General features: G+C 53.6%; 16 protein-coding genes. 12 read left to right on the top strand and 4 right to left on the bottom strand.

The features are described from left to right. Nucleotides 1-129: 129 nt before the first annotated feature. From F7R27_RS04960 to F7R27_RS04995, 8 genes are all read left to right on the top strand, one after another. Nucleotides 130-1,692: a ferritin-like protein gene (locus tag F7R27_RS04960; protein ID WP_240776244.1), complete on the top strand. Its 1,563-nt coding sequence runs from the start codon at nucleotides 130-132 to the stop codon at nucleotides 1,690-1,692. Then, entirely contained in the window at nucleotides 1,689-3,992 is a 2,304-nt protein-coding gene (locus F7R27_RS04965) for a hypothetical protein (protein WP_151703104.1), read from the top strand. Before F7R27_RS04960 ends, F7R27_RS04965 begins: the two co-directional genes overlap by 4 nt. Continuing rightward, nucleotides 3,964-5,340, top strand: coding sequence for a radical SAM/SPASM domain-containing protein (locus F7R27_RS04970; RefSeq protein ID WP_206060377.1), 1,377 nt, complete (start codon nucleotides 3,964-3,966; stop codon nucleotides 5,338-5,340). The genes F7R27_RS04965 and F7R27_RS04970 overlap by 29 nt, the downstream gene beginning before the upstream one ends. Before the next feature lie 177 nt (nucleotides 5,341-5,517). Then, nucleotides 5,518-7,320 (top strand): sensor histidine kinase, encoded by a 1,803-nt coding sequence (locus tag F7R27_RS04975; RefSeq protein ID WP_151703105.1) that lies wholly within the window; start codon nucleotides 5,518-5,520, stop codon nucleotides 7,318-7,320. Further along, entirely contained in the window at nucleotides 7,317-8,678 is a 1,362-nt protein-coding gene (locus F7R27_RS04980) for a sigma-54-dependent transcriptional regulator (protein ID WP_151703106.1), read from the top strand. Before F7R27_RS04975 ends, F7R27_RS04980 begins: the two co-directional genes overlap by 4 nt. A 269-nt stretch (nucleotides 8,679-8,947) precedes the next feature. Then, a complete protein-coding gene (locus F7R27_RS04985; RefSeq protein ID WP_151703107.1) occupies nucleotides 8,948-9,910 on the top strand; it encodes a TAXI family TRAP transporter solute-binding subunit in 963 nt (320 codons plus the stop codon). A 182-nt stretch (nucleotides 9,911-10,092) separates the two neighbouring features. After that, nucleotides 10,093-12,048 (top strand): TRAP transporter permease, encoded by a 1,956-nt coding sequence (locus F7R27_RS04990; RefSeq protein ID WP_240776246.1) that lies wholly within the window; start codon nucleotides 10,093-10,095, stop codon nucleotides 12,046-12,048. Nucleotides 12,049-12,183: 135 nt separating this feature from the next. Next, on the top strand, nucleotides 12,184-13,122 hold the full coding sequence (locus tag F7R27_RS04995; RefSeq protein WP_151703109.1) for a glutaminase: 939 nt from the start codon (nucleotides 12,184-12,186) through the stop codon (nucleotides 13,120-13,122). Between the two features lie 27 nt (nucleotides 13,123-13,149). Here F7R27_RS04995 and F7R27_RS05000 read toward each other — a convergent pair whose 3' ends face one another. Then, on the bottom strand, nucleotides 13,150-13,899 hold the full coding sequence (locus F7R27_RS05000; RefSeq protein WP_151703110.1) for a response regulator: 750 nt from the start codon (nucleotides 13,897-13,899) through the stop codon (nucleotides 13,150-13,152). A gap of 138 nt (nucleotides 13,900-14,037) precedes the next feature. Here F7R27_RS05000 and F7R27_RS05005 point away from each other — a divergent pair, with 138 nt between their 5' ends. Continuing rightward, complete coding sequence (locus tag F7R27_RS05005; protein WP_168927428.1) at nucleotides 14,038-14,373, top strand: DUF1904 family protein; 336 nt, start codon at nucleotides 14,038-14,040, stop codon at nucleotides 14,371-14,373. A 79-nt stretch (nucleotides 14,374-14,452) separates the two neighbouring features. After that, nucleotides 14,453-15,931, top strand: a complete 1,479-nt coding sequence (locus F7R27_RS05010) for a GGDEF domain-containing protein (RefSeq protein ID WP_151703112.1) — start codon at nucleotides 14,453-14,455, stop codon at nucleotides 15,929-15,931. Nucleotides 15,932-16,019: 88 nt separating this feature from the next. Here the strand turns inward: F7R27_RS05010 and ahpF are convergent, their stop codons facing one another. Together ahpF and ahpC are read right to left on the bottom strand one after the other, a co-directional pair. Beyond that, nucleotides 16,020-17,597, bottom strand: a complete 1,578-nt coding sequence (ahpF, locus tag F7R27_RS05015; protein ID WP_151703113.1) for an alkyl hydroperoxide reductase subunit F — start codon at nucleotides 17,595-17,597, stop codon at nucleotides 16,020-16,022. A gap of 129 nt (nucleotides 17,598-17,726) precedes the next feature. Then, nucleotides 17,727-18,296, bottom strand: coding sequence for an alkyl hydroperoxide reductase subunit C (ahpC, locus tag F7R27_RS05020; protein WP_151703114.1), 570 nt, complete (start codon nucleotides 18,294-18,296; stop codon nucleotides 17,727-17,729). A gap of 279 nt (nucleotides 18,297-18,575) precedes the next feature. On the opposite strand from ahpC, the gene nspC reads away from it, so the two are divergent. Beyond that, nucleotides 18,576-19,673 (top strand): carboxynorspermidine decarboxylase, encoded by a 1,098-nt coding sequence (gene nspC, locus F7R27_RS05025; RefSeq protein WP_151703115.1) that lies wholly within the window; start codon nucleotides 18,576-18,578, stop codon nucleotides 19,671-19,673. 45 nt (nucleotides 19,674-19,718) lie between these two features. Further along, on the top strand, nucleotides 19,719-20,960 hold the full coding sequence (locus F7R27_RS05030; protein ID WP_151703116.1) for a saccharopine dehydrogenase family protein: 1,242 nt from the start codon (nucleotides 19,719-19,721) through the stop codon (nucleotides 20,958-20,960). A 127-nt stretch (nucleotides 20,961-21,087) separates the two neighbouring features. On the opposite strand, the gene F7R27_RS05035 is transcribed toward F7R27_RS05030, so the two are convergent. Then, nucleotides 21,088-21,414: an antibiotic biosynthesis monooxygenase family protein gene (locus F7R27_RS05035; protein ID WP_151703117.1), complete on the bottom strand. Its 327-nt coding sequence runs from the start codon at nucleotides 21,412-21,414 to the stop codon at nucleotides 21,088-21,090. Between the last annotated feature and the right edge of the window lie 2 nt (nucleotides 21,415-21,416).

A 21,416-nucleotide genomic window follows, 5' to 3' on the forward strand; every position in this document is an offset into this window, starting at 1 on the left:
TTTATAAAATCGTCTCAAGATTGGCGCAGGATCATCACACAACAAAAATAACATAGTTCACCTGATCTGGTCAGAGATCCTTCTCATGTCGAGCAGTTCGGGTTCTGGCCTGCACAAGGAGACTTCGTGATGCCCTCTGCCATGAGCAAACATCTGGCCAATTTTCCTACCGCTTCTTTCGCCACCTTCTCAAACTCTGCCCTTGCTGAGGCTTTGACAGCGGCACAGAGCGATCCCAATCTCGGTAAACCCGATGATTTTACCTGGCGCGATTATCTGCTGATGCTGCTGCGTATCGATGCCGGTATCGAGCATGCCCTGATGGTGCAGTATCTCTATGCTGCCTACTCGCTCGGTGGAGAGCAGGTGCCGCCCGATATACGCCCGATGGTGCGGCGCTGGCAGCAGACCCTGCTCAGCATCGCCAAGGAGGAGATGGGGCATCTGATCACGGTGCAGAATGTGATTACCTGTCTGGGCGGTGCAATCAGCCTGGAGCGCGAGGATTACCCCTGGGACCATGACTTTTACCCCTTTCCGTTTGAGCTAGAACCCCTGACGCTGGACTCGCTGGCCAAGTATGTCTATACCGAAGCGCCGATCGGCTGGGGCGAGCAGGGCCGTTTGTCAGGTGCGGCAGAGCAGGTACACACAGTTCTGCAGGAAAGGCATGAGGGGTTACGGCAGTCGATACTGTCCCGATTGCAGGCCCAACCCGTTCCGCCTAAACCGGATGGGGTGAAATCGGTCGCGGCACTGTTCAAGGTGATTCTGGGTATTCTGCAGGATCCAGATCGTCTGTCTGAGGATGACTTCAATGCTGCCAGCTATGCCTGGCAGGCGAGTTGGGATGCCTGGTCTTGCAATCATGGTCAGCGCTCAGGGGAGGAGGCAGCCGATGAAAACCAGTTTCAGGGGATGCCTGGCGGTGCCCGGACCTGTCCGACCACGGCGGATCTGATCATTGTACCGGTGGCGACCCGTGATGATGTGATCGATGCATTGCAGCAGGTGGCAGAGCAAGGTGAATCGCCTCATTCCGAACAGGAGCAGTCGCACTTTGCACGTTTTCTGCATATCTATGATGAGTTCAGCACTCACTTTCCATCGGGTTGCGAGACGCAACCGGCACGAGAACTGCCGATCAATCCCACCACCTTTGCCAATCTTCATCAGTCCGATGGTGATATGGCACGGCGCTCAACCCGCATCACACATCCTGAGAGCGTCAAATGGGCTCAGTTGTTTGATCTGCGTTATCGTCTGCTGCTGACCTTTCTGGCCCACTCCTTCCGACTGGCGCGCGCGGTTAATCCCAACAAGGGCGCAGGTACCTATCAGGCGGTGGTACACAGAGCGTTTGGTGAAATGTATAACTTAAAGGCGATCTCTGAAATTCTGGTACGACAGCCCCTGGATGCCGATCCTGACCTGCCATTTCGACCTGCCGGACCTCCGTTCCAGATGCCCTATACGCTGGAACTGCCGGAAACCTCCAGCAGTTGCTGGCTGCAGTATCTGGAAATGCTCAAGGCCTGTGCCAACCTGCGTGCGACATTGGAGCAGAATGGCGATCTGTCTCCACGCGAAACCGAGTATCTACAGACTCAGGCCAATGCCGATCGTGCCTGCGCAGATTGGCTGAATACCCAACTTGAAGCCGCGCGAGTCAGTGAGGAGGTTGCACCATGAAGCTGGTTGATATTCGTCTTCTGCCATCCATGGCGATTGCGCGGCTGGGTTCAGCCAGTGAACCGCTGGATAACTATCAAATTGAAACCGACCCCAAAGCACCGCTGGATTTTCGGCGCATCACCCGTGCTGAAACCTTTATTGTTGATACCGAGAGCGGTGAGATCACCGACGTTTTGCCCCCTAGTGACCAGCCACCGGCGTTCAAAAGCGGTAACCGGATTCGGCCAGTGGCGCCGTTTATCGAGGCGTTTGCCAGTGTGGTTGATGACTCGGGTGAGGAGCGTCTGGTGCCGCTGGATATCCATCTGATTGAACAGATGGGGCTGAGTGTGCGCTGGCAGATCGAGGCTGGTAATCTCAAGGTCTATCGCCGCACACGCAAGGAAAAGGACAAGGTACTGGCGCGACTGAAAAACATTGATGATCATCAGTTGCACCCACTGAAGGGTGAGTGCCGTCATTTCATCAAGGATGAAACTGGTAAGCGCAAGCATATCCCGCTGGGCAGAATTCAGTTCATCAAGCCGACACCAGCGCATCCTGAGATAAGACTGCGCTTCACGCCCGGTACAGGTGATGTTTATGGCAGTACGCCGATCGACCGACCAGACGGACCTGATGCACAGACGATGGGCGGCCCGACCTATTCTGATATCGATATTCCACCGGAACGTATTCTGTATGACAGCGAGCGCGGTACCTGGAACGGAAAATACCGTGACGACAACCCGACACTGAACACCCTTTCGCAGGGGCTCTATGCTGCCTACGGCAAGGCGCCCTATTTCAACTACTACGATGATCCACAACCGGCACGGGGCTATCTGGATGATGCCTGTGACGGCATCGTCACGCTGGAATTACTGGACAGCAAGGGGAGGATCGTCTTCAGCAGCAAGGCGCGCTTCTGTGCTGCGCCACCGATTTTTGCGCCTGACTCCGAGTTTGTGCGCACGGTGCAGGATGACGTGCTGCAGGTACTGCTGGGGCCGAGTGTGGACAATCCGGATGGCGTGCCGATTGAAGCGTCTCTGGATATCGTGCGCCGTGCCTACGAAACGGTGCGCTTCATGAATGTCGCGGTACTTAATGGCGATACGGTCAAGGGTCGGCCGAATCATGCCGATACCATGCCGGCGGATGATTCCAGCGATTTCAACCGTCCCTATGCACCGGTCATGGCTCCTCATTCGATCGATACCCTGTCGATCACAGCGCTGCATCAGCAGCTCTACACCACCCTGAGCAGTGGCGCGGCTCCCTGGTTCTATGACCTGATGCGCAAACCGACCGAAACGGCCGATCTGACCGATAAGGGGCGGCGCAAGATGCCGGCGTTGATGTCGGGTGCCGATACCTGCTATCTGGCATTGACCTATCGCCAGTTGGATACGATCAAGCATGCCGGGCAGGGCGGTATGTTTGACCAGCCTGCCGAGCCGCCGGCAGCGCCGGCACTGACACCGCGCAACCTGACGGCGCAGTTGATGTATCGTGGCCGTGGTAACCCGGTCAATGCCCATATCGCCTCATCGGTCGGCAACTGCTGTCCGGGTCTTGAGCTGGATTTCCGCAGTGTCTGGAAGCGGGCTTTCGAAGGGATCACGCTGGTGGAGCATGACAACTTCGTGCTGGAGGCCGAGGGGGAGCATGCCGATCTGAAAGGTCATCGTCTGCTCAGTATCGAGATCCCGGATGAGCAGGGCAGGATTCAGGTCTGGCCGGTGGTGGTACAGGCGACCGGACCAGCAGCGGATGGCGACAGCGTAGGGCCTTTGCCATCGGCAGACAGCAACGACTCCATCGTCAATCTGGAGTGGTCCAATACCCTGTCGCATATCTGGAAGTTCAAGGGGCAGTATCTCTCCTGTCGTTTCACGCGCGAGAAGATGCCGGATCGGCAGGTGCTGGCCGATATCCCGAAAAAACAGACCATCAAACGCAAGCTGAAAGTACGTGACTTTTTCGAGGAGGACTCGACGGTTATCAATGAAGCCCTGGCCAGCCCCGGCGAACTGACGCAGGGGCTCTGTTCACCCTGGCAGAATGATTTCCGTGAGTGCGTCTGCTATTACTGGGCCTCCAGTCGACCTGATTATGTCAATGTCGAACCGTCTGCCGATGGCGCCAGCCATGGTGATAACTGGATGCAGAAAAAACGTACCGGCCAGTATGTGGTGGATGATTATCGGGATAATCGCATGATCAACTATCAGGAGCTGTTTACCCAGTGGGAGACCTTGCTCAAGTTCCAGATCGGAGGCCGTGATGTCGCAGACGACCCGAGCGGGGATTGATCCAGAGGCGTCTCGCATCCCGCTGGCAGTTGATCCCTCGGTACAGGCGGCGACAGATCATATGCGCTCATCCCAGCCGCGATCACCTGATCTGCATCTGTGGCGCAATGGTGATCAGGCGCAACTGCTGGTGGTTAATGGCAGTCGTCTGTTCGATCTGAATCCTGAGCTGGAGCAGCAGGTGCTGCAAGCACTGGATCAGGGTACGGAGTCCGATCTGCTGAAACGACTCGGTATCGACGGTGCGCCGATGATCAATGATCAGGCCCCGGATAATCTTCCCGTGCATGCCTTCTCGCTGGCGATTGCACAGAAGTGTAACCTCGGCTGCAGCTACTGTTATGCCCAGCAGGGGGATTTCGGCGGCACGGCCAAAAGCATGTCGCTGGAAACCGCGCTGCAGGCAGTTGATACGCTGATAGATCAGACTCCGGCAGGGGGGCGTTTCAATCTGGCCTTTATGGGTGGAGAACCGCTGGTTAACCGTGATGTACTGATAGCAGCCACCCAGCATGCCCATCAGCGTGCTCAGGCACAGGGGCTGACGCCACTATTCTCCATCACCACCAATGGCACGCTGCTGACAGAGGCCGATGCTGATTTCTTTGAGGATCATGGATTTGCCGTAACCCTGAGTCTGGATGGTGTGGGGCATATGCATGATGCCCTGCGTCCCTTCAAGGGCGGGCAGGGCAGTTTCGATCGCATCATGCGGCGTGTGCAACCCTTGCTGGATCGTCAGCAGCGCATGCAGGTGTCGGCGCGTGTCACCGTGACACCGCGTAATCTGGCGTTGCGAGAGATGCTGGACTGGTTCCTGGAAGCGGGCTTTCACAGTGTCGGTTTTTCGCCGATGCTTAATTCACCGACCGGGCAGGATGAGATGGACCAGGCGGCACTGGCCGAGATGCTGGCGCAGATGATCGATTGTGGAAATGAATTCGAGCGCCGTTCAAAACTGGGGCAGCGTTATGCTTTCTCCAACCTGCTCAATGCGCTGCGTGAGCTGGAAAAGGGCACGCATCGGCCCTATCCCTGCGGGGCGGGGGCGGGTTATATGGGTGTGTCAGCCACGGGTGATCTGTTTGCCTGCCATCGCTTCGTCGATGATGATGCCGGGGCGATGGGGACTCTGCTGCAGGGTGTGGATGCTGCAAAACAGTCAGACTGGCTGGCGCAGCGGCATGTTCATCAGCAGCAGCCCTGCAATCAGTGCTGGGCGCGTTATCTCTGCGGCGGTGGGTGTCATCATGAGGTGCTGGGCAGTGGGCGTCACGCCTGTGATTATGTGCGTGGCTGGCTGGAATACTGCATGGGGGCTTATCTGAGGATGATGCCAGCTCTGTAAAGGTAATGTTGACGTGCGTGCATGACACCAGCAAGGGGCTTCTATACATGTGTCTGGGAATACAAGGGGAGGGGCACATCAGTTCCCTTCTGAGGAGTGACCTATTAGACTTGAACTACCCAGTAGCCTGACTTTTATCCCGGAGATCAGGCGAAAAACTACTCTGATACGGTCACTATGACGGCAAACATCTCCTATCCTTCGGGCATTAGCCCCGGTTATCGTTACCTGCCAAGCATTTTGCTGGGATGCTTCGTGCTGTTGGTGTTGTTACTGGCCGCGACTGATCGCTGGATGATGTCCCTTGAGATCAGCCAGACGGCCGAACGCTCGGTGCAACGACTTGGTGCCTACCGAACTTCGCTGGACACCACGATAAACCGCCACCACTATCTGCCGCGAATACTGGCATCCGATCCTCGTATCGTCAGTGCGCTGGCCAATGACGCCGGGGACAACCCGGGTGCGGAAGAGTTGATGTTCCTGTCGGTGCTGCTGCAGTCCATCAATCTTGAAGCGCAGTCGGATCAGATTTTTCTGATGGATACGACCGGCATGACACACTGGTCGAGCAACTATGACTCGGTGCATAGCTTTGTCGGCAGTAACTACTCGTTTCGTCCCTATTTCACCACCGCGATGGCGGGTCAACCCGGGTTTTACTTTGCCGTTGGTGCGACTTCGGGTGAGCCGGGGCTGTTTCTGTCATCACCCGTCTACAGTGATCTGGGTGATATTCTGGGGGTGATAGTCGTCAAGATCGATCTGCGGCCACTGGAGCAGAGCTGGCTGGCATCAGGTGATTCGGTCTGGGTGACGGATCAGGAGGGAATCATCTTCCTCTCCTCATCGCCGCGCTGGCAGTATCATGCCACGCGACCGCTGGATGATCTGTATCTGGATCAACTGGCTCAGACACGTCAGTACGGAACTGCACCGGTGATGGAGCTGACACGTCTGGATGAGTGGCAGGGTACTCAATGGCAGGCGTTTGATCTGCAGGATGAGGGCGAGCAACTGGCCTTTGCCTCGACGATCAGAGATTACCCCTGGCAGATGCACCTGCGGATGCCTCTGTCCGAGATCCGTTATCAGGTGCGTCTCAAGCAGGGGCTGCTACTGCTTTTTGGCGTGATGTTTGCCGGTGCGCTGTTGTACTACCGTGAACGTCATCGTCGTCATGAAGCACAGCGCGCGCTGCAGCAAGCCAATGAAGTACTGGAACAACGTGTAGAAGAGCGCACCCGCGACCTCAAAGAGGCGCAGGCAGCACTGGCACAGAATCAGAAACTGGCCGCCCTTGGGCGCATGTCATCCGCGATAGCGCATGAGATCAACCAGCCGATCACCGCTTTACGGAACTACACAGCCAGCAGCCGAGTGCTGCTGGAGCGCAACAGTACCGATATCGTGAGGCAGAATCTGGAAAAAATGGATGGCCTGACCGAACGTCTGTCGGCCCTGTCCCGCCAGCTCAGAATATTCTCCGGCAAACGCAACACCGGAAGTGCTCCGGCGTCTCTGCATGCACCGGTGCATTATGCGCTGGATGTACTGCAGCCGCGCCTGGATGCGGCAGGTATAGACTGTCGCATCGATCTGGGCGAGGAGCGCTGGGTACTGGCGAATGCGATGATGCTGGAGCAGATACTGGTCAACCTGCTCAGTAACGCGATTGATGCACTGGCAGATAGGGACGATGCTCGTATCTTTATCCGTCTGACCCAGCAGGAGGATGCCCGGGTGTCTCTGCAAATCGGTGACAATGGGCCGGGCATGGATAAGGAGTTGCAGACAAAGGTGTTCGAGCCGTTTTTCACCACCAAGTCAGTCGGCGAAGGGATGGGGCTGGCGATCAGTTACAGTCTGGCGCATGATATGGGCGCAGAACTCACCGTCAGCAGCGAGCCACCCAATGGGACCTGCTTCTCACTCACCTTCAATGCCGTGATGGCGCAACCCTTTGAGGCAAGTGCATGAGATCATCTCTGCAAGCTGTGATCATCGACGATGACCCGGCTGCTCTGGAGTCACTGGAGCAGTGGCTGATGCTGGCCGATATCCAGGTACAACCCTTTTCCGATGCGCGCAAGGCATTGGAGATACTGCAACCCGATTATCCGGGTATCGTGATCAGTGATATTCGCATGCCCGGCATGGATGGCATGAGTCTGCTGAAAGCGGTGGACAAACGTATTCCTGTCATTCTGATCACCGGACATGGCGGGATCTCACAGGCAGTCGAGGCGATGAAACTTGGCGCCTATGACTTTGTCGAGAAGCCCTACAAGCCTGATCGCTTGGTGGATATGGTCAAGCGCGCCTGCGAGCAGCGTCAGGTGACACTGGCGATGGCACCACAGCATCAGCAGAGCACCGACGATGGTCTCGAAAATTTCGTGATTGGCCATTCCGATTCGATCCGCGTTTTGCGCCAGCAGATCAGAGGGCTGGCACAGGTCAATGCCGATGTGATCATCGCCGGAGAAACAGGCACCGGGAAGGAGAGGGTGGCTCGCAGCCTGCATAAGTTGAGTATCCGCCGCGACCACCCGTTCGTGGCGATCAACGTGGCTGCGATCCCCGAGAATCTGCTCGAAAGTGAGCTTTTCGGTCATGAAGCCGGTTCATTTACCGGTGCAGTGAAAAGCCAGCCGGGTATCTTCGAGGCCGCCAACAACGGCATTCTGTTTCTGGATGAGATAGAAAGCATGCCGATGGCGTTTCAGATCAAGCTGTTGCGCGTGCTTCAGGAACGTGAAGTCACTCGCGTCGGCTCGCGCAAACCCATCTCATTGAACGTGCGCATCATCTCTGCAACCAAAGAAGATCTGCGCCAGGCCGCCACAGCTGGCCGCTTCCGTGAGGATCTCTATTATCGGCTGATGGTGGCCGATATCCATCTGCCCCCCTTGCGTGAACGCCCCGGTGATATCCCGTTGCTGTTCGGCCACTTCCTGCGCGAAGCTGCCGCGGCTAACCAATTACCGGCACCGGAACTGAGCTATGAGGATCTGGTTGCACTGGAGATGCACGAATGGCCCGGCAACGTGCGCGAACTCAAGCATACGGCCGAGCGCTATCTGCTGACACACAGCTTCAACGACATCTCGATCCAGGAACTACTGCAACTCGGTTCAACCAACCGCCTCGCACCGAGCAGCGAAGAGGGCTCGCTGACAGCCCGACTTGAACAGGTCGAAAAAGCTCTGCTGAGCGCCGAACTGGCCCATCACAAAGGCAGTATCAAAGAGGTGATGGAAGTCCTCGACCTGCCACGTCGCACCCTGAATCAGAAAATGCAGAAATACGGCCTGCGCCGTGAAGATTTCATCTAGTAAAGAAAAGGGAAAAGGGGTCAGGTACATTTATCGCAAAGCGATAAATGTACCTGACCCCTTTTTAGTACCTGACCCCTTTTTACTTTTTCCGGCAATAAGCAGAATTTTGCCTATTAAGGTTCTAGAGTAGGCGAAATTTAGCTTATTGAATGGGCATTATTTCTTTAATCTATTGTAATTATTAGTCTTTGTATTCTGGCACATCCTTTGCTATACACATAGAGTACGCAATGTACGCACTACAACAATAATGTGGAGAAAAACCAATGCGTCGTATAAGCAAAGTGCTTTGTGCTGCTGCCCTGATGGTGAGTGTTTCAGCTGTGCAGGCACAACAGAACCTTTCTATCGCCACCGGTGGTACCGGCGGTGTCTACTATCCAATCGGTGGTGGTCTGGCTGAGCTGATCAGTCGTCATATCGATGGCTATTCCGCTGTTGCTGAAGTGACCGGAGCCTCGGTTGAAAACATGGGTCTGATTCACCGTGAAGATTCTGATATGGCATTGGCTCTGGCTGATACTGTTTATCAGGCATACAACGGTACGGGCCAGTTTGAAGGCCGCAAGCTGGATGTGTTGGCGCTGGCGTCGATCTATCCTAATGCGGTTCAGATTGTGACACTGGCAGACTCCGGGATTACCTCCCTGGCTGATCTGAAAGGCAAACGTGTTTCTGTTGGTGCGCCAGGTAGTGGTACTGAGCTGAATGCGCGTGCGCTGCTTGAGTCCAATGGTGTTAGCTATGATGACTTCTCGGTTCAGCGTCTGAACTTCAACGAGACTGCTGATGCGCTGCGTGATGGTGATATCGATGCAGGCTTCTGGAGTGTTGGACCACCAACCAGCTCAATTCTGAGCCTGGCAACGACTCGCGATATTACTCTGATCAGCCTAAGTCTGAGCGAAATTGCCAATGCACAGATGGCTGAGCCGGTATTTGCTCCTTACACGCTGAGTGCTGGAATGTATGAAGGGGTTGATAAGGCGACCGAAACAGTCGGTATCCCCAACGTACTGACAGTGAACTCAGGTATGGATGAAGAGCTGGCCTATCAGGTTACCAAGCTGCTGTTCGAGCGCGTTGAAGATCTGCGTGCCATCCACCCGGCTGCCAATGATACCACTATCGAATTCAGCCTGGTTTCTACACCTATTCCACTGCACCCAGGTGCCATTCGTTACTACGAAGAGATTGGTGTGAGCGTTCCTGATCGTCTCAAACCTTAATCTCCCAGCGGGTCGGTGTTATGCATCGGCCCGCTGTGATGCTGATGACCTATCGATAGACTGAACTACTCGACAGACTGAATCTCTCGGCAGACTGGAAAACCACCATGAATAACTCAATTGTAGCTCCTTTGCAGCCGGCTACCTCGTGGCTGCCGCTGGCACAGTCAGGCCCTGTGCCGATGCGCTGGCTGATTGCGATACTCGGCATTTCGCTCTCTCTGTTCCAGCTATACAGTGCGGGTATACAGCCCTTAGGTCTGTTTTATCAGCGCAGTATTCACCTTGCATTGGTATTGATGCTGGCATTTCTGATTTTTACACCTTTTGGCTCCAAGCGGGGACCAATCGCCTCGATCGTTGATATGGCGTTTTTCGGAGCATCCATTCTGTCGGGTTTTTATCTGGTTTTTTATCTTGATGAGATATTTGGTCGCGCCGGTTTCTGGAATCAGACGGATATTATTGTTGCTGTCATCACGACTGTAACACTGCTGGAAGCCAGCCGTCGTGCAGTTGGGTTGGGTCTCACTATTATAGGTATTATCGCCATTGTTTATGCGATGGCGGGTCCACGTGGCGAGCTGCCCTGGATTGGTGAGTGGTTGCCGGGCATATTGAATCACCGGGGCTATACCCTTGAGCGTGTGGCTGCTCAGATGTACCTGGGGCAGGAGGGGATTTTCGGCCTGCCACTGGGTGTTGCTGCCACCTTTGTATTTGTATTCGTTCTATTCGGTGCCCTACTTGAAGTGACGGGTGCCGGTAAGTTCTTTATCGATCTTGCGTTTGCGGCGACAGGGCAGCAACGCGGAGGCCCTGCAAAGGCAGCGGTTCTGGCATCTGCCAGTATGGGTTCCATCTCCGGCAGTTCCATCGCCAATGTTGTGACAACCGGTGCATTCACCATCCCCTTGATGAAAAAGCTGGGATACAAGCCTGCACAGGCTGGTGGGATTGAAGCAGCGGCAAGTACCGGTGGTCAGATCATGCCACCTCTGATGGGAGCAGGTGCCTTCCTGATCGCGGAGTACACCCGCGTACCCTACATGGATATCGTAAAAGTCAGTATTTTCCCGGCGCTGCTCTATTTCGCTACTGTGTACCTGTTTGTTCATATCATTGCCGTTAAACAAGGTATGCATGGTCTGCCGAAGAAGGATCTACCAGTGCTGAAAGAGGTGATGGCACGTGGATGGTTCTTCCTTGCCCCCTTGATTCTGCTGGTCTATCTGCTGGTAAGCGGTGTTTCGCCGATGCGTGTCGGTTTCTATGCAGTTACCGGGATCATCGTTGTAGCTGGCATCAATGGACTATGGCTGGCGATCCAGCGGGGGCAAAAGCAGAATCGACTCAAGGAGGAGGTGACAACCGCTCTGAAGGTCGGCTTTGTGAAGCTGATGCATGGTCTTGAACTCGGCGCCCGCAATGCGGTGTCGGTGAGTATCGCCTGTGGTGTTGCCGGTATCGTGGTGGCCGTGGTGGGGCTGACCGGGCTTGGCCTGAAGTTCTCCTCCATGATGATCGCTTTCTCGGGCGGTAATATCCTGCTGGCTCTGCTGCTGGTGATCATTGCAAGCCTGATCCTGGGTCTGGGCTTGCCGGTCACGGCGAGCTATATCGTATTGATCGTGCTGGTGGGCCCGGCGCTGACCAATGAGTTCGGCATCCCATTACTGATCGCTCATCTGCTGGTGTTCTGGTATTCACAGGATTCGAATGTCACACCGCCGGTGGCACTGGCCGCCTTTGCGGCGGCCGCCATCGCAGGAAGTAAGACCATGGAAACCAGTGTGCAGTCCTGGAAGTTCGCCAAGGGGCTATATCTGATACCGCTGTTCATGGTGTTCAATCCGGAAATCATTATGGGTGGGCCGCTGGAGGTATTGCTCTGGAATGGCTTTATCATCATTCTGGCCCTGATAGCATTCGCAGCCTCTATTGAGGGGTATCTGTTCACCTGGATGCAGTCCTGGATGCGAGCTTTGCTGGCACTGGCGGTCATTGGGGTCTTTTATCCTTCGCTTCAGGTGGAGATGCTGAGCGTCGGTGTGATGTCGGTGCTCCTGGCCTTTAACTTCCTGCAGTACAAGCGGCTTGGCAGAAAAGTAACCACCACATCTGAGGTGGTGTCGTAAGGAGAGGCTGAGGTCTGCGGATCTGGTTTCTTATGCTTTTTTGTTATTCCATCTGTGCGTGAGTTGTCGTTTGCTGTATAAACGGCAACTCACGAAACGAGCCAATGAGAAGCTCGAAAGTCAGCAGGTGGAGAGATGGAAGGTATACTAAAGCAGCCGCAAAATCTGGCGAAGTTATTGCAATCCTTGGTGGACGAGGCCAGCAAACTGCCGGTTGAAGGTGATGTCGCCAACTATATCCCGGCTCTGGCAGCCGTTAATCCCGATCAGCAGGGATTGGCTGTTGCGACGATCGACGGACAGGTGGTCAGTGCCGGTGATGCCACCGTTCCCTTTTCCATCCAGAGCGTATCCAAGATTTTCGGGCTGGTCATGGCGATGAACCGGGTCGGCGATCAGCTCTGGAAACGAGTGCATATGGAGCCTTCCGGCCAGCCCTTCAACTCCATCGTTCAGTTGGAGTGGGAGCATGGCATTCCTCGTAACCCTTTTATCAACGCCGGTGCCATCGTGGTCTCGGATATCCTCGCGACGCACTACTCAGCCTGTAAAACAGCGCTGGTCAGTTTTGTTCGTCAGCTTGCCGGTTGTGAAACCATCTACCCAGATCATGAGGTTTATCTGTCTGAGAAGTTGCACGGTAACCGTAATGCTGCACTGGCATATCTGATGAAGAGCTTTAACAATATTGAAGCGGAAGTTCAGGATGTGCTCGACTACTATTTTCATCAGTGCTCATTGAGCATGACCTGTGAGCAACTGGCGGTGAGCCTGTCGTTTCTGGCCAATCGAGGTGTTCACCCTCATAGCGGGCAGTCGATCTGCACGAGGCGCGATGCCCATAGAATCAATGCGATCCTGTCCACCAGCGGCATGTATGATCAGTCGGGTGAGTTTGCCTTCACGGTAGGTTTGCCAGCCAAGAGCGGCGTCGGCGGCAGTATTATCGCGGTGGTGCCTAACTACGGTGTGATCGTGGCCTGGAGCCCTCGCTTGAACAGCTTCGGCAACTCCTGTCGTGCTATGCACATGATTACCCATCTGGCCGAGCGGCTGGGATTGTCGGTGTATTGATAGGGGTCTTATGACCAGCTTGAGCCTCTACCTGAGGCTCGCTATGTAATTTGAGATATGCTCTAACTTCTCCGGGTCATCATCTACAAAGGTGACTTTAACAGAAACGAATGGCGTGTCGGCCCGGTTGTCGAAAGCCTCAATCCGTGAAACGAAACCATTAATACGAGCGACGCCATCGCCCGATAGCTGCTCTATATCAACAACCACTTGTTCAAGAATGCCGGGAAATGCGCTGTCTTCATTTTTAATAACCACCAGTACATCGCGCAGACTGATATCCTTGATGGCACAGCGAAAAAACTGATTACTGGTTCGTAGTTGTGCGAGGCCTTTGGGTTTTGCCCCGGCTTTCTGTTGCGTCTGTGGTTTGGCTGCGGCTGTCTTGGTTGTTTCAGCAGGCTTACCGAACAAGAGCTTCTGCATCTTCCCTTCCAGCTGTGCTGCCGAGAAGGGCTTACCCAGATAGTCACTCACGCCCGATTGAATCGCTTTCAGAATGTAATCACGTTCACCACGACTGGTTGCCATGAGAAATGGGGTTGTCTTGTACTGCTCTTGCTGGCGTGTCCACTGCAATAACTCTAAACCTGACATCTGCGGCATCTCCCAGTCACAGATAATCAGGTCATAATGACCCTTTTCCAGACATGACTGCGCCTCTTTACCGTTAAACGCGGAGATAACCGATGCTTTCGGAAAAGCATTACGAACAATACGCGTCACGTGTGTGCAGATTGCCTTAGCATCGTCAACGACTAATACAGATAAACCCATCCTGTGCTCCACTTTAAGTAGTTCAGTCGATGATTGAGCCACATTAACCTTGAGACGGCAATGGGCAGGGTTTAGATTGATGCGGTTGGCTTGTATAAGTCATAATGCATGTTACAGAAAAATGATGAGAGCAGAGCAATGCCGCAACTGATTTTTCATGGTGTAAAGAGCGATGATGTCAAAACCTGTTCGACAGCTCTGGTGGAAGAGTTGGCGCAGGTGATGGAGACCTCAACCGATAATTTTCTGCTGGAGGTGATCAACTCGGTTCAGATTTTCAACGGGAGAGAGGAGGTCAAACCCTATCCCTTTGTGGATGTGCGCTGGTTTGAGCGCGGGCAGGTGGTGCAGGATGCCAGTGCGGCTGTCATCACTCAGCACCTGAATCGGGTAGGCTGCGATCCGGTTGATGTGATTTTCACAGCACTTCGTAAAAATGCATATTATGAGAATAGTACTCATTTTGATACCTGAGAGATGGCTTTTCAGGCTCTGGTAGATCATTCGTGGAATCCAGTGTTTCGCAGTAAAGCCGACAGGAAACGAAAAAAACATGCATCCAGGCGAAAAGATTGCTCATCCCAATCGCTACATAATGACCCATATCATGCTCTGGGTTTTTATTCCAATGCTGGTCAGTATCGGTGCATTTAACGGTTATCGAATATATAACGATCATCGTTTGATGTTGAATCAGATAGAGCAGGATGTTGTTGGTTCTTTGCATCTGATCAATGAAGCTATCGCCATTCTGGAGTCCCTGTTTGAAAACAGAATGAGCGAAGGCCTGGATATTTTTATGGAGCAGTATCATCTGTCGGGAGAACAGCCTGGAAAAATTGATCTTGAAGCCCTGAGTGCTCGGCTGGATGACCAGATGGACCTGTATATCATCAATGCTGACAGCGTTGTTCAATACTCCACTCTGGAGCAGGATATTGGCCTGGATATGAAAACTCTAGGGAGTTTTGCTGACTATATTGAGCAAATTCGTGCAGCAGGTTTGCCCCAGGTGGACCCTGTCAGTAAAGAAACCCTGACGGGGTTCTATCGCAAATATGCCTATGCACCAACACCTGATAAAGAGTGGATTCTTGAGCTGGGCTTGAAAAACAGTGTTATTTCATCTTATCTACAAGCGCTTGATCCGGTTAGAGTCATAGAGCGTCTGGTCAGCAATAACCCGGTATTGAACGGAATCAGGATGATTGACAGAGATGGTTGGGAGATCTCAATGTCGACACCCAGTCAGGTGGACGATGTCATTGCTGAGCGAGCTCTGCAAGTCGTCGAATCCTCACAGGATCTTGAAATCAGCCAGTGGAACAGGACATTACGCTATATTGAGCTATCCTCTGACGGTGATTTTAAGTGGGGCGTGTTAGATCAGGTCATAGAGCTGGATTATAATCGTGCTTCGTTAATGTCAGGCATTATTGCCAATCTGTTGGTTACTGTTTTCAGTATTCTTATCTGCCTGGTGTTGGCACGCCGTTTTCGCCGAGTAGAACTGGAGCTGCGCCAGCATGCCGTTTATGACGTTTTGACCGGTATTTACAATCGACGTTATGGGATGAGTATACTCGAAAGAGAAGTGAGCAGGTCAAAACGCCTGAACACTCCTTTTAGCTGCCTGCTGATCGATATAGACCATTTTAAATCCATTAATGATGATTATGGGCATGATGTTGGAGACCAGGTTTTGAGACGCGTCAGTCAGGAGCTCCAGAAGTTTATCCGTCCTTATGACAGTTTCTTTCGGTATGGCGGTGAAGAGTTCATGATTCTCATGCCTGGCTTGACACTACAGGAGGCCTACAGTTGTGCCGAACGTATGCGAGAGATCTGTGAGTCAGTAAAGTTTTCGTTGAGCAAAACAGATCCTGACTTGAATATCACATTCAGTGCCGGAGTGGCTCAGTGCCAACCGGATGATACCCATAAAACCTTGATCAAGCGCGCCGATAAAGCGCTCTACGAAGCGAAACGCAGCGGGCGTAATAAGGTTCTTTTGAGCACCGCTTCTTCCTGAACGTGTTTGTGGTGCTTGTACGCCATTCAAATACTGGCCTTTAGAACATCAAACAGCGCCCTGTCACCAGACAGAGCGCCGTAATGGATCAGGCTGCGTTCTGAGCCTGCTCAGGTATTGGGGTTCTGATCAGATGATCAAAGGCACCCAAGGCTGCCGTGGAGCCGCTGCCCATGGCGATGATGATCTGCTTGTAAGGCACGGTGGTGACATCGCCGGCGGCAAAGATGCCCGGCACAGAGGTTTCACCGCGTGTGCCGATCTCTATCTCGCCGCGTGGGCTTAGCGCGATATCACTGTCCTTCAGCCATTCGGTGTTTGGTACCAGTCCGATCTGGACGAAGATACCAGCCAGCGTAATCTCTCTGGACTCACCTGAGGCACGATCGGTATACACCAAGCCGGTGACACGCTGTCCGTCGCCCTTGACCTCGGTGGTCAGTGCTTCCTTGAAAATGGTGATATTGCTCATCGAGCGTGCTTTGCGCTGCAGCACTTCATCTGCACGCAGTGTGTTGTCAAACTCCAGCACCGTGACATGCTCGACGATGCCGGCCAGGTCAATAGCTGCCTCGATACCCGAGTTACCTCCACCGATCACGGCAACACGCTTGCCCTTGAACAGCGGGCCGTCGCAGTGCGGACAGTAAGCCACACCCTTGCCACGATACTCCTGTTCACCCGGTACATTCATTTCACGCCAGCGCGCACCGGTCGCGAGGATCACGGAACGGCTTTTCAGCAGGGCGCCATTTTCCAGTTCCAGCTCGAACAGGTCGCTGCCACTCAGTTTTGCTGCTTTCTGATTGGTCATCAGATCGACATCATACTCCAGTACGTGCTGCTCCAGATTGGCCACCAGTTTAGGGCCTTCTGTCGCCTTGACCGAGATGAAGTTCTCGATGCCGACCGTATCCAGCACCTGTCCACCGAAGCGCTCAGCCACCAGGCCGGTACGGATTCCTTTGCGTGCCGCATAGATTGCGGCGGATGCAGCAGCAGGGCCTCCGCCGACGATCAGTACATCGTAGGGTGCTTTGCTGCTCAGCTCAGCAGCCTGTTTTTTCGCCGCGCCGCTATCCAGTTTGTTGACGATCTCAGGCAGCGTCATGCGACCCTGGCCGAAAGTTTTGCCGTTCAGGAACACGGTGGGTACAGCCATAACGCTGCGCGCTTCAGCCTCTTCGGTGAACAGCGAACCATCGATCATTACACTGCTGACTTTCGGGTTCAGGGTCGCGATCAGATTCAGGGCCTGTACCACATCCGGGCAGTTCTGGCAGGAGAGGGATATAAAGGTCTCGAACACCATCTCGCCATCTAACTGCTTGATCTGATCGAGCAGTGCCTGTTCTGCCTTGGCGGGATAGCCGCCATTCTGCAGCAGGGCCAGAATCAGTGAGGTGAACTCATGGCCCATGGGGATGCCGGCAAAGCGCACACGCGGGGCTTCACCGGCAGGACCGATCGCCATGCTGGGCTTGCGCACATCAGCATCGGGGCGTTCGATCAGGGAAATCTTGTCTGACAGCTCTGCGATCTCATACGCCAGACCTGACAGTTCTTTGCCTTTTGGGCTGTCATCGGTGGAAACGGTTATCTCGATCGGATTAACGATCTTCTGCAGATAGGTGTCCAGCTGTTGTTTGATGTTGGAATCCAGCATGAGTCTGTCCTTAAGCCCATGGATGGGCTGTATGCTGGCAACGCAGGAGCGGTTGCCAGTAAATGATTCTAGAGAAGGTGTCGGCTACGACAGCCAGAAGGCTGCCGCAGTCCGACGGGGGAGCAACGCTTAGATCTTGCCGACCAGGTCCAGAGAAGGAGCCAGTGTGTCAGCGCCTGGCTGCCATGCAGCAGGGCAGACTTCGCCATCGTGAGTGGCAACGTACTGAGCGGCCTGGATTTTGCGGACCAGCTCTTTGGCAGAGCGGCCGATACCCAGATCGTGCACTTCAGATACTTTGATCTCGCCTTCTGGGTTGATCACGAAAGTACCACGCAGCGCCAGACCTTCCTCTTCGATCATCACGCCGAAGTTGCGTGAGATAGTACCTGTTGGGTCACCGATCATTGGATACTGGATCTTCTGAATAGTGTCAGACGCATCGTGCCAGGCTTTGTGAGTGAAGTGCGTGTCGGTGGATACGGAATAAACTTCCACGCCCATCTCTTTCAACTGACCGTAGTAGTCAGCCAGATCACCCAGCTCAGTCGGGCAGACAAAAGTGAAGTCTGCAGGGTAGAAGAACACAACAGACCACTTACCTTTCAGGTCAGCGTCAGTGACGTTGATGAACTCACCATTATGGAAAGCCGTGGCGTTGAAAGGTTTTACAACGGTGTTGATCAGTGTTTGTGACATCTTGTCTCTCCAGTGTGGTTAAAAAATATTGTTTAAAGTGTTTGTGCTTTAAAGGGTTACGAGAACGCTTTTTGGTAACGACACCCTTCGTTACCGCTCGATGTGTATAGTAGGGATCTGGTGTTAATATTGAAAATTAATTGATTAAATATAAGTGATTGCAAAAAGCTATACGATGAGTCGTGATGTCGCATTCCCGTAACGAAACGAGTGCACTATAATAGGCGGTTTTACCTAGCCAACGGTGGACTCGTCCGCTCAGGAGTGAATGCGAAATCCATGATCAAGACACCTTACTATCTCATCGATAAAACCAAGCTGCTGCGCAATATGGAGAAGATCGCCTATGTGCGAGAACACTCCGGTGCGAAAGCGTTGCTGGCACTGAAATGCTTTGCCACCTGGTCGGTTTTTGACCTGATGCAGGAATATATGGATGGCACCACCTCATCCTCCCTGTTTGAGGTCAGGCTGGGGCGTGAGAAGTTTGCCGGTGAGACGCATGCCTACAGTGTGGCCTATGCCGATGATGAGATCGACGAGGTGTTGGCCAACAGTGACAAGATCATCTTCAACTCGATCAGCCAGCTGAATCGCTTTGCCGACAAGGCCGCCGATGCCGTCAAAGGGCTGCGGGTCAATCCCGGGGTCAGTAACTCTGAGTTCATTCTGGCCGATCCGGCACGCCCGTTCAGTCGTCTGGGGGAGTGGGATCCTGAAAAGATCGAAGCAGTGATCGATCATATCTCCGGTTTCATGTTGCACTATAACTGCGAGAACAACGATTTTGATCAGCTTGATCAGTCGCTGGCACGTATCGAAGAGCGTTTTGCTCATCTGTTGCATCAGGTGGAGTGGGTCAGCCTGGGTGGTGGTATCCACTTTACCGGTGAAGGCTATCCGCTGGATCGCTTCTGTGCCCGCCTTAAGTCATTTGCTGAACGCTATGGGGTGCAGGTTTATCTGGAGCCGGGTGAGGCGGCCATCACCCAGAGTACCTCGCTGGAAGTCACTGTGCTGGATACACTTTATAACGGCAAGCATCTGGCTGTTGTCGACAGCTCCATCGAAGCGCATCTGCTGGATCTGCTGATCTATCGTCAGGAGGCGAAAATGGCCCCCTGTGATGGCCCGCATACCTATATGGTGTGTGGTAAATCCTGCCTTGCCGGAGATATCTTCGGTGAGTTCAAGTTTGACCATGAACTGCAGGTCGGTGATCGTCTCTCTTTTGAGGATGCTGCCGGTTATACCATGGTCAAGAAGAACTGGTTCAATGGCGTGAAAATGCCTTCGATTGCCGTGCGTCAGTTGGATGGGCGCGTTGAGGTGGTCAGGGAATTCACATTTGATGATTTTGCAAATAGCCTCTCCTGAGCGAGGAGGTGACCGATTGAAAAAAGGTCGAGTTGAGGAAATGAAATGAAGAAAAATGTTCTGATTATAGGTGCAGGGGGGGTGGCCCAGGTTGTGGCTCACAAATGCGCACAACACAATGATCTGCTGGGCGATATCAACATTGCATCGCGCAGCATTGAAAAGTGTCACCAGATCATAGCCAGTGTGAACGAAAAAGGTGCCATGAAGGTACCGGGTGTGCTCGAAGGGCATGCGCTGAATGCACTGGATGTCGAAGCAACCAAGGCGCTGATCGAGAAGACGGGTTCTCAGATCGTGATAAATGTCGGGTCTGCTTTCGTCAATATGCCGGTTCTGACAGCCTGTATCGAAGCAGGTGTTGCGTACCTGGATACTGCCATCCATGAGGAACAGGACAAAATCTGCGAAACGCCACCCTGGTACGGCAATTACGAGTGGAAGCGTCGCGCAGTCTGCGAAGAGAAGGGTATAACGGCGATTCTGGGTGTCGGTTTTGACCCGGGTGTTGTGAATGCCTATGCCGCTCTTGCTGATCGTGAATATTTCGACAAGATCGACTCCATCGATATTATTGATGTCAACGCAGGTAGCCATGGCCGCTACTTTGCAACCAATTTCGACCCTGAGATCAATTTCCGTGAGTTTACCGGACAGGTCTGGTCCTGGCAGAACAGCCAGTGGACCAGCAATCAGATGTTCGAAATCAAGAAAAACTGGGATCTTCCGGTGGTTGGCGACAGCCAGACATTCATGACCGGACACGATGAGGTCCATTCGATTTCACAGAATCTTGATGTGCCGAATGTCCGCTTCTGGATGGGCTTCGGTGAGCACTACATCAATGTATTCACCGTGCTGAAAAACCTCGGCCTGCTATCTGAACAGCCGGTTACAACGGCTGAAGGGCTTGAAGTGGTGCCGCTCAAAGTGGTTAAGGCGGTACTACCTGATCCTGCATCACTGGCACCGACCTACAGTGGCAAGACCTGTATCGGTGATCTGATCAAAGGTCAGAAGGATGGCCAGGAACGCGAAGTGTTCATCTATAACGTTGCGGATCATGCTGATGCCTATGAAGAGGTTGGCAGCCAGGGTATCTCCTACACCGCGGGTGTTCCACCGGTGGCGGCTGCGATCCTGATTGCACGTGGTGACTGGGATGTCGGCAAAATGGTGAACGTTGAAGAGCTTCCACCCCAGCCGTTCCTCGGCCTGCTGAACAAGATCGGCTTGCCAACGCGTATTCGCGATGAGCAGGGTGATCGTGCACTTCATTTCGACTGATCGGCTCTGCTGAACTGGTCGCACAAAAACCGGCTGCCTGAGGGTGGCCGGTTTTATGCCCAAGGATGGGCAGTATGCTGGCAATGCAGGAGCAATTGCCAGCCATTTGAACACCGCAGCCTGATTATCAAATTCCGGCTGAGTCATCCTTTGGCAACACGACCCACTCCGGTTCCTCAAACTCTCCGATCACGGTGATCTCACAGGTGCGGGCATGCTTTTCCAGTATCGCCTTCACGGTGGCATCGCGCCGGTCATCCTTAGCATCACGGTGCGCTTTGGATTCCCAGGTTGCGATCGCCAGCAGGGTGTCTGGCTCGCCAATTTTGCGATGCAGATAGGTGCCTTGGGCGCCGGGTGTACGCTGAATAATCTCGCTGGCTTCTATCCAGGCGGCGGCATACTGCTCCACCGTATAGCCTGGCTTCATGCGCACTTCAAAGATGAACTTCATGG

The organism is Nitrincola alkalilacustris (assembly GCF_008973755.1).
GTDB lineage: Bacteria > Pseudomonadota > Gammaproteobacteria > Pseudomonadales > Balneatricaceae > Nitrincola > Nitrincola alkalilacustris.

What these genes read in the sequence shown, in the direction of transcription:
- F7R27_RS04960 (WP_240776244.1), top strand. Translation starts at nt 130, where the DNA reads ATGCCCTCTGCCATGAGCAAACATCTGGCCAATTTTCCTACCGCTTCT.
- F7R27_RS04965 (WP_151703104.1), top strand. Translation starts at nt 1,689, where the DNA reads ATGAAGCTGGTTGATATTCGTCTTCTGCCATCCATGGCGATTGCGCGG.
- F7R27_RS04970 (WP_206060377.1), top strand. Translation starts at nt 3,964, where the DNA reads ATGTCGCAGACGACCCGAGCGGGGATTGATCCAGAGGCGTCTCGCATC.
- F7R27_RS04975 (WP_151703105.1), top strand. Translation starts at nt 5,518, where the DNA reads ATGACGGCAAACATCTCCTATCCTTCGGGCATTAGCCCCGGTTATCGT.
- F7R27_RS04980 (WP_151703106.1), top strand. Translation starts at nt 7,317, where the DNA reads ATGAGATCATCTCTGCAAGCTGTGATCATCGACGATGACCCGGCTGCT.
- F7R27_RS04985 (WP_151703107.1), top strand. Translation starts at nt 8,948, where the DNA reads ATGCGTCGTATAAGCAAAGTGCTTTGTGCTGCTGCCCTGATGGTGAGT.
- F7R27_RS04990 (WP_240776246.1), top strand. Translation starts at nt 10,093, where the DNA reads ATGCGCTGGCTGATTGCGATACTCGGCATTTCGCTCTCTCTGTTCCAG.
- F7R27_RS04995 (WP_151703109.1), top strand. Translation starts at nt 12,184, where the DNA reads ATGGAAGGTATACTAAAGCAGCCGCAAAATCTGGCGAAGTTATTGCAA.
- F7R27_RS05000 (WP_151703110.1), bottom strand. Translation starts at nt 13,899, where the DNA reads ATGGGTTTATCTGTATTAGTCGTTGACGATGCTAAGGCAATCTGCACA.
- F7R27_RS05005 (WP_168927428.1), top strand. Translation starts at nt 14,038, where the DNA reads ATGCCGCAACTGATTTTTCATGGTGTAAAGAGCGATGATGTCAAAACC.
- F7R27_RS05010 (WP_151703112.1), top strand. Translation starts at nt 14,453, where the DNA reads ATGCATCCAGGCGAAAAGATTGCTCATCCCAATCGCTACATAATGACC.
- ahpF (WP_151703113.1), bottom strand. Translation starts at nt 17,597, where the DNA reads ATGCTGGATTCCAACATCAAACAACAGCTGGACACCTATCTGCAGAAG.
- ahpC (WP_151703114.1), bottom strand. Translation starts at nt 18,296, where the DNA reads ATGTCACAAACACTGATCAACACCGTTGTAAAACCTTTCAACGCCACG.
- nspC (WP_151703115.1), top strand. Translation starts at nt 18,576, where the DNA reads ATGATCAAGACACCTTACTATCTCATCGATAAAACCAAGCTGCTGCGC.
- F7R27_RS05030 (WP_151703116.1), top strand. Translation starts at nt 19,719, where the DNA reads ATGAAGAAAAATGTTCTGATTATAGGTGCAGGGGGGGTGGCCCAGGTT.
- F7R27_RS05035 (WP_151703117.1), bottom strand. Translation starts at nt 21,414, where the DNA reads ATGAAGTTCATCTTTGAAGTGCGCATGAAGCCAGGCTATACGGTGGAG.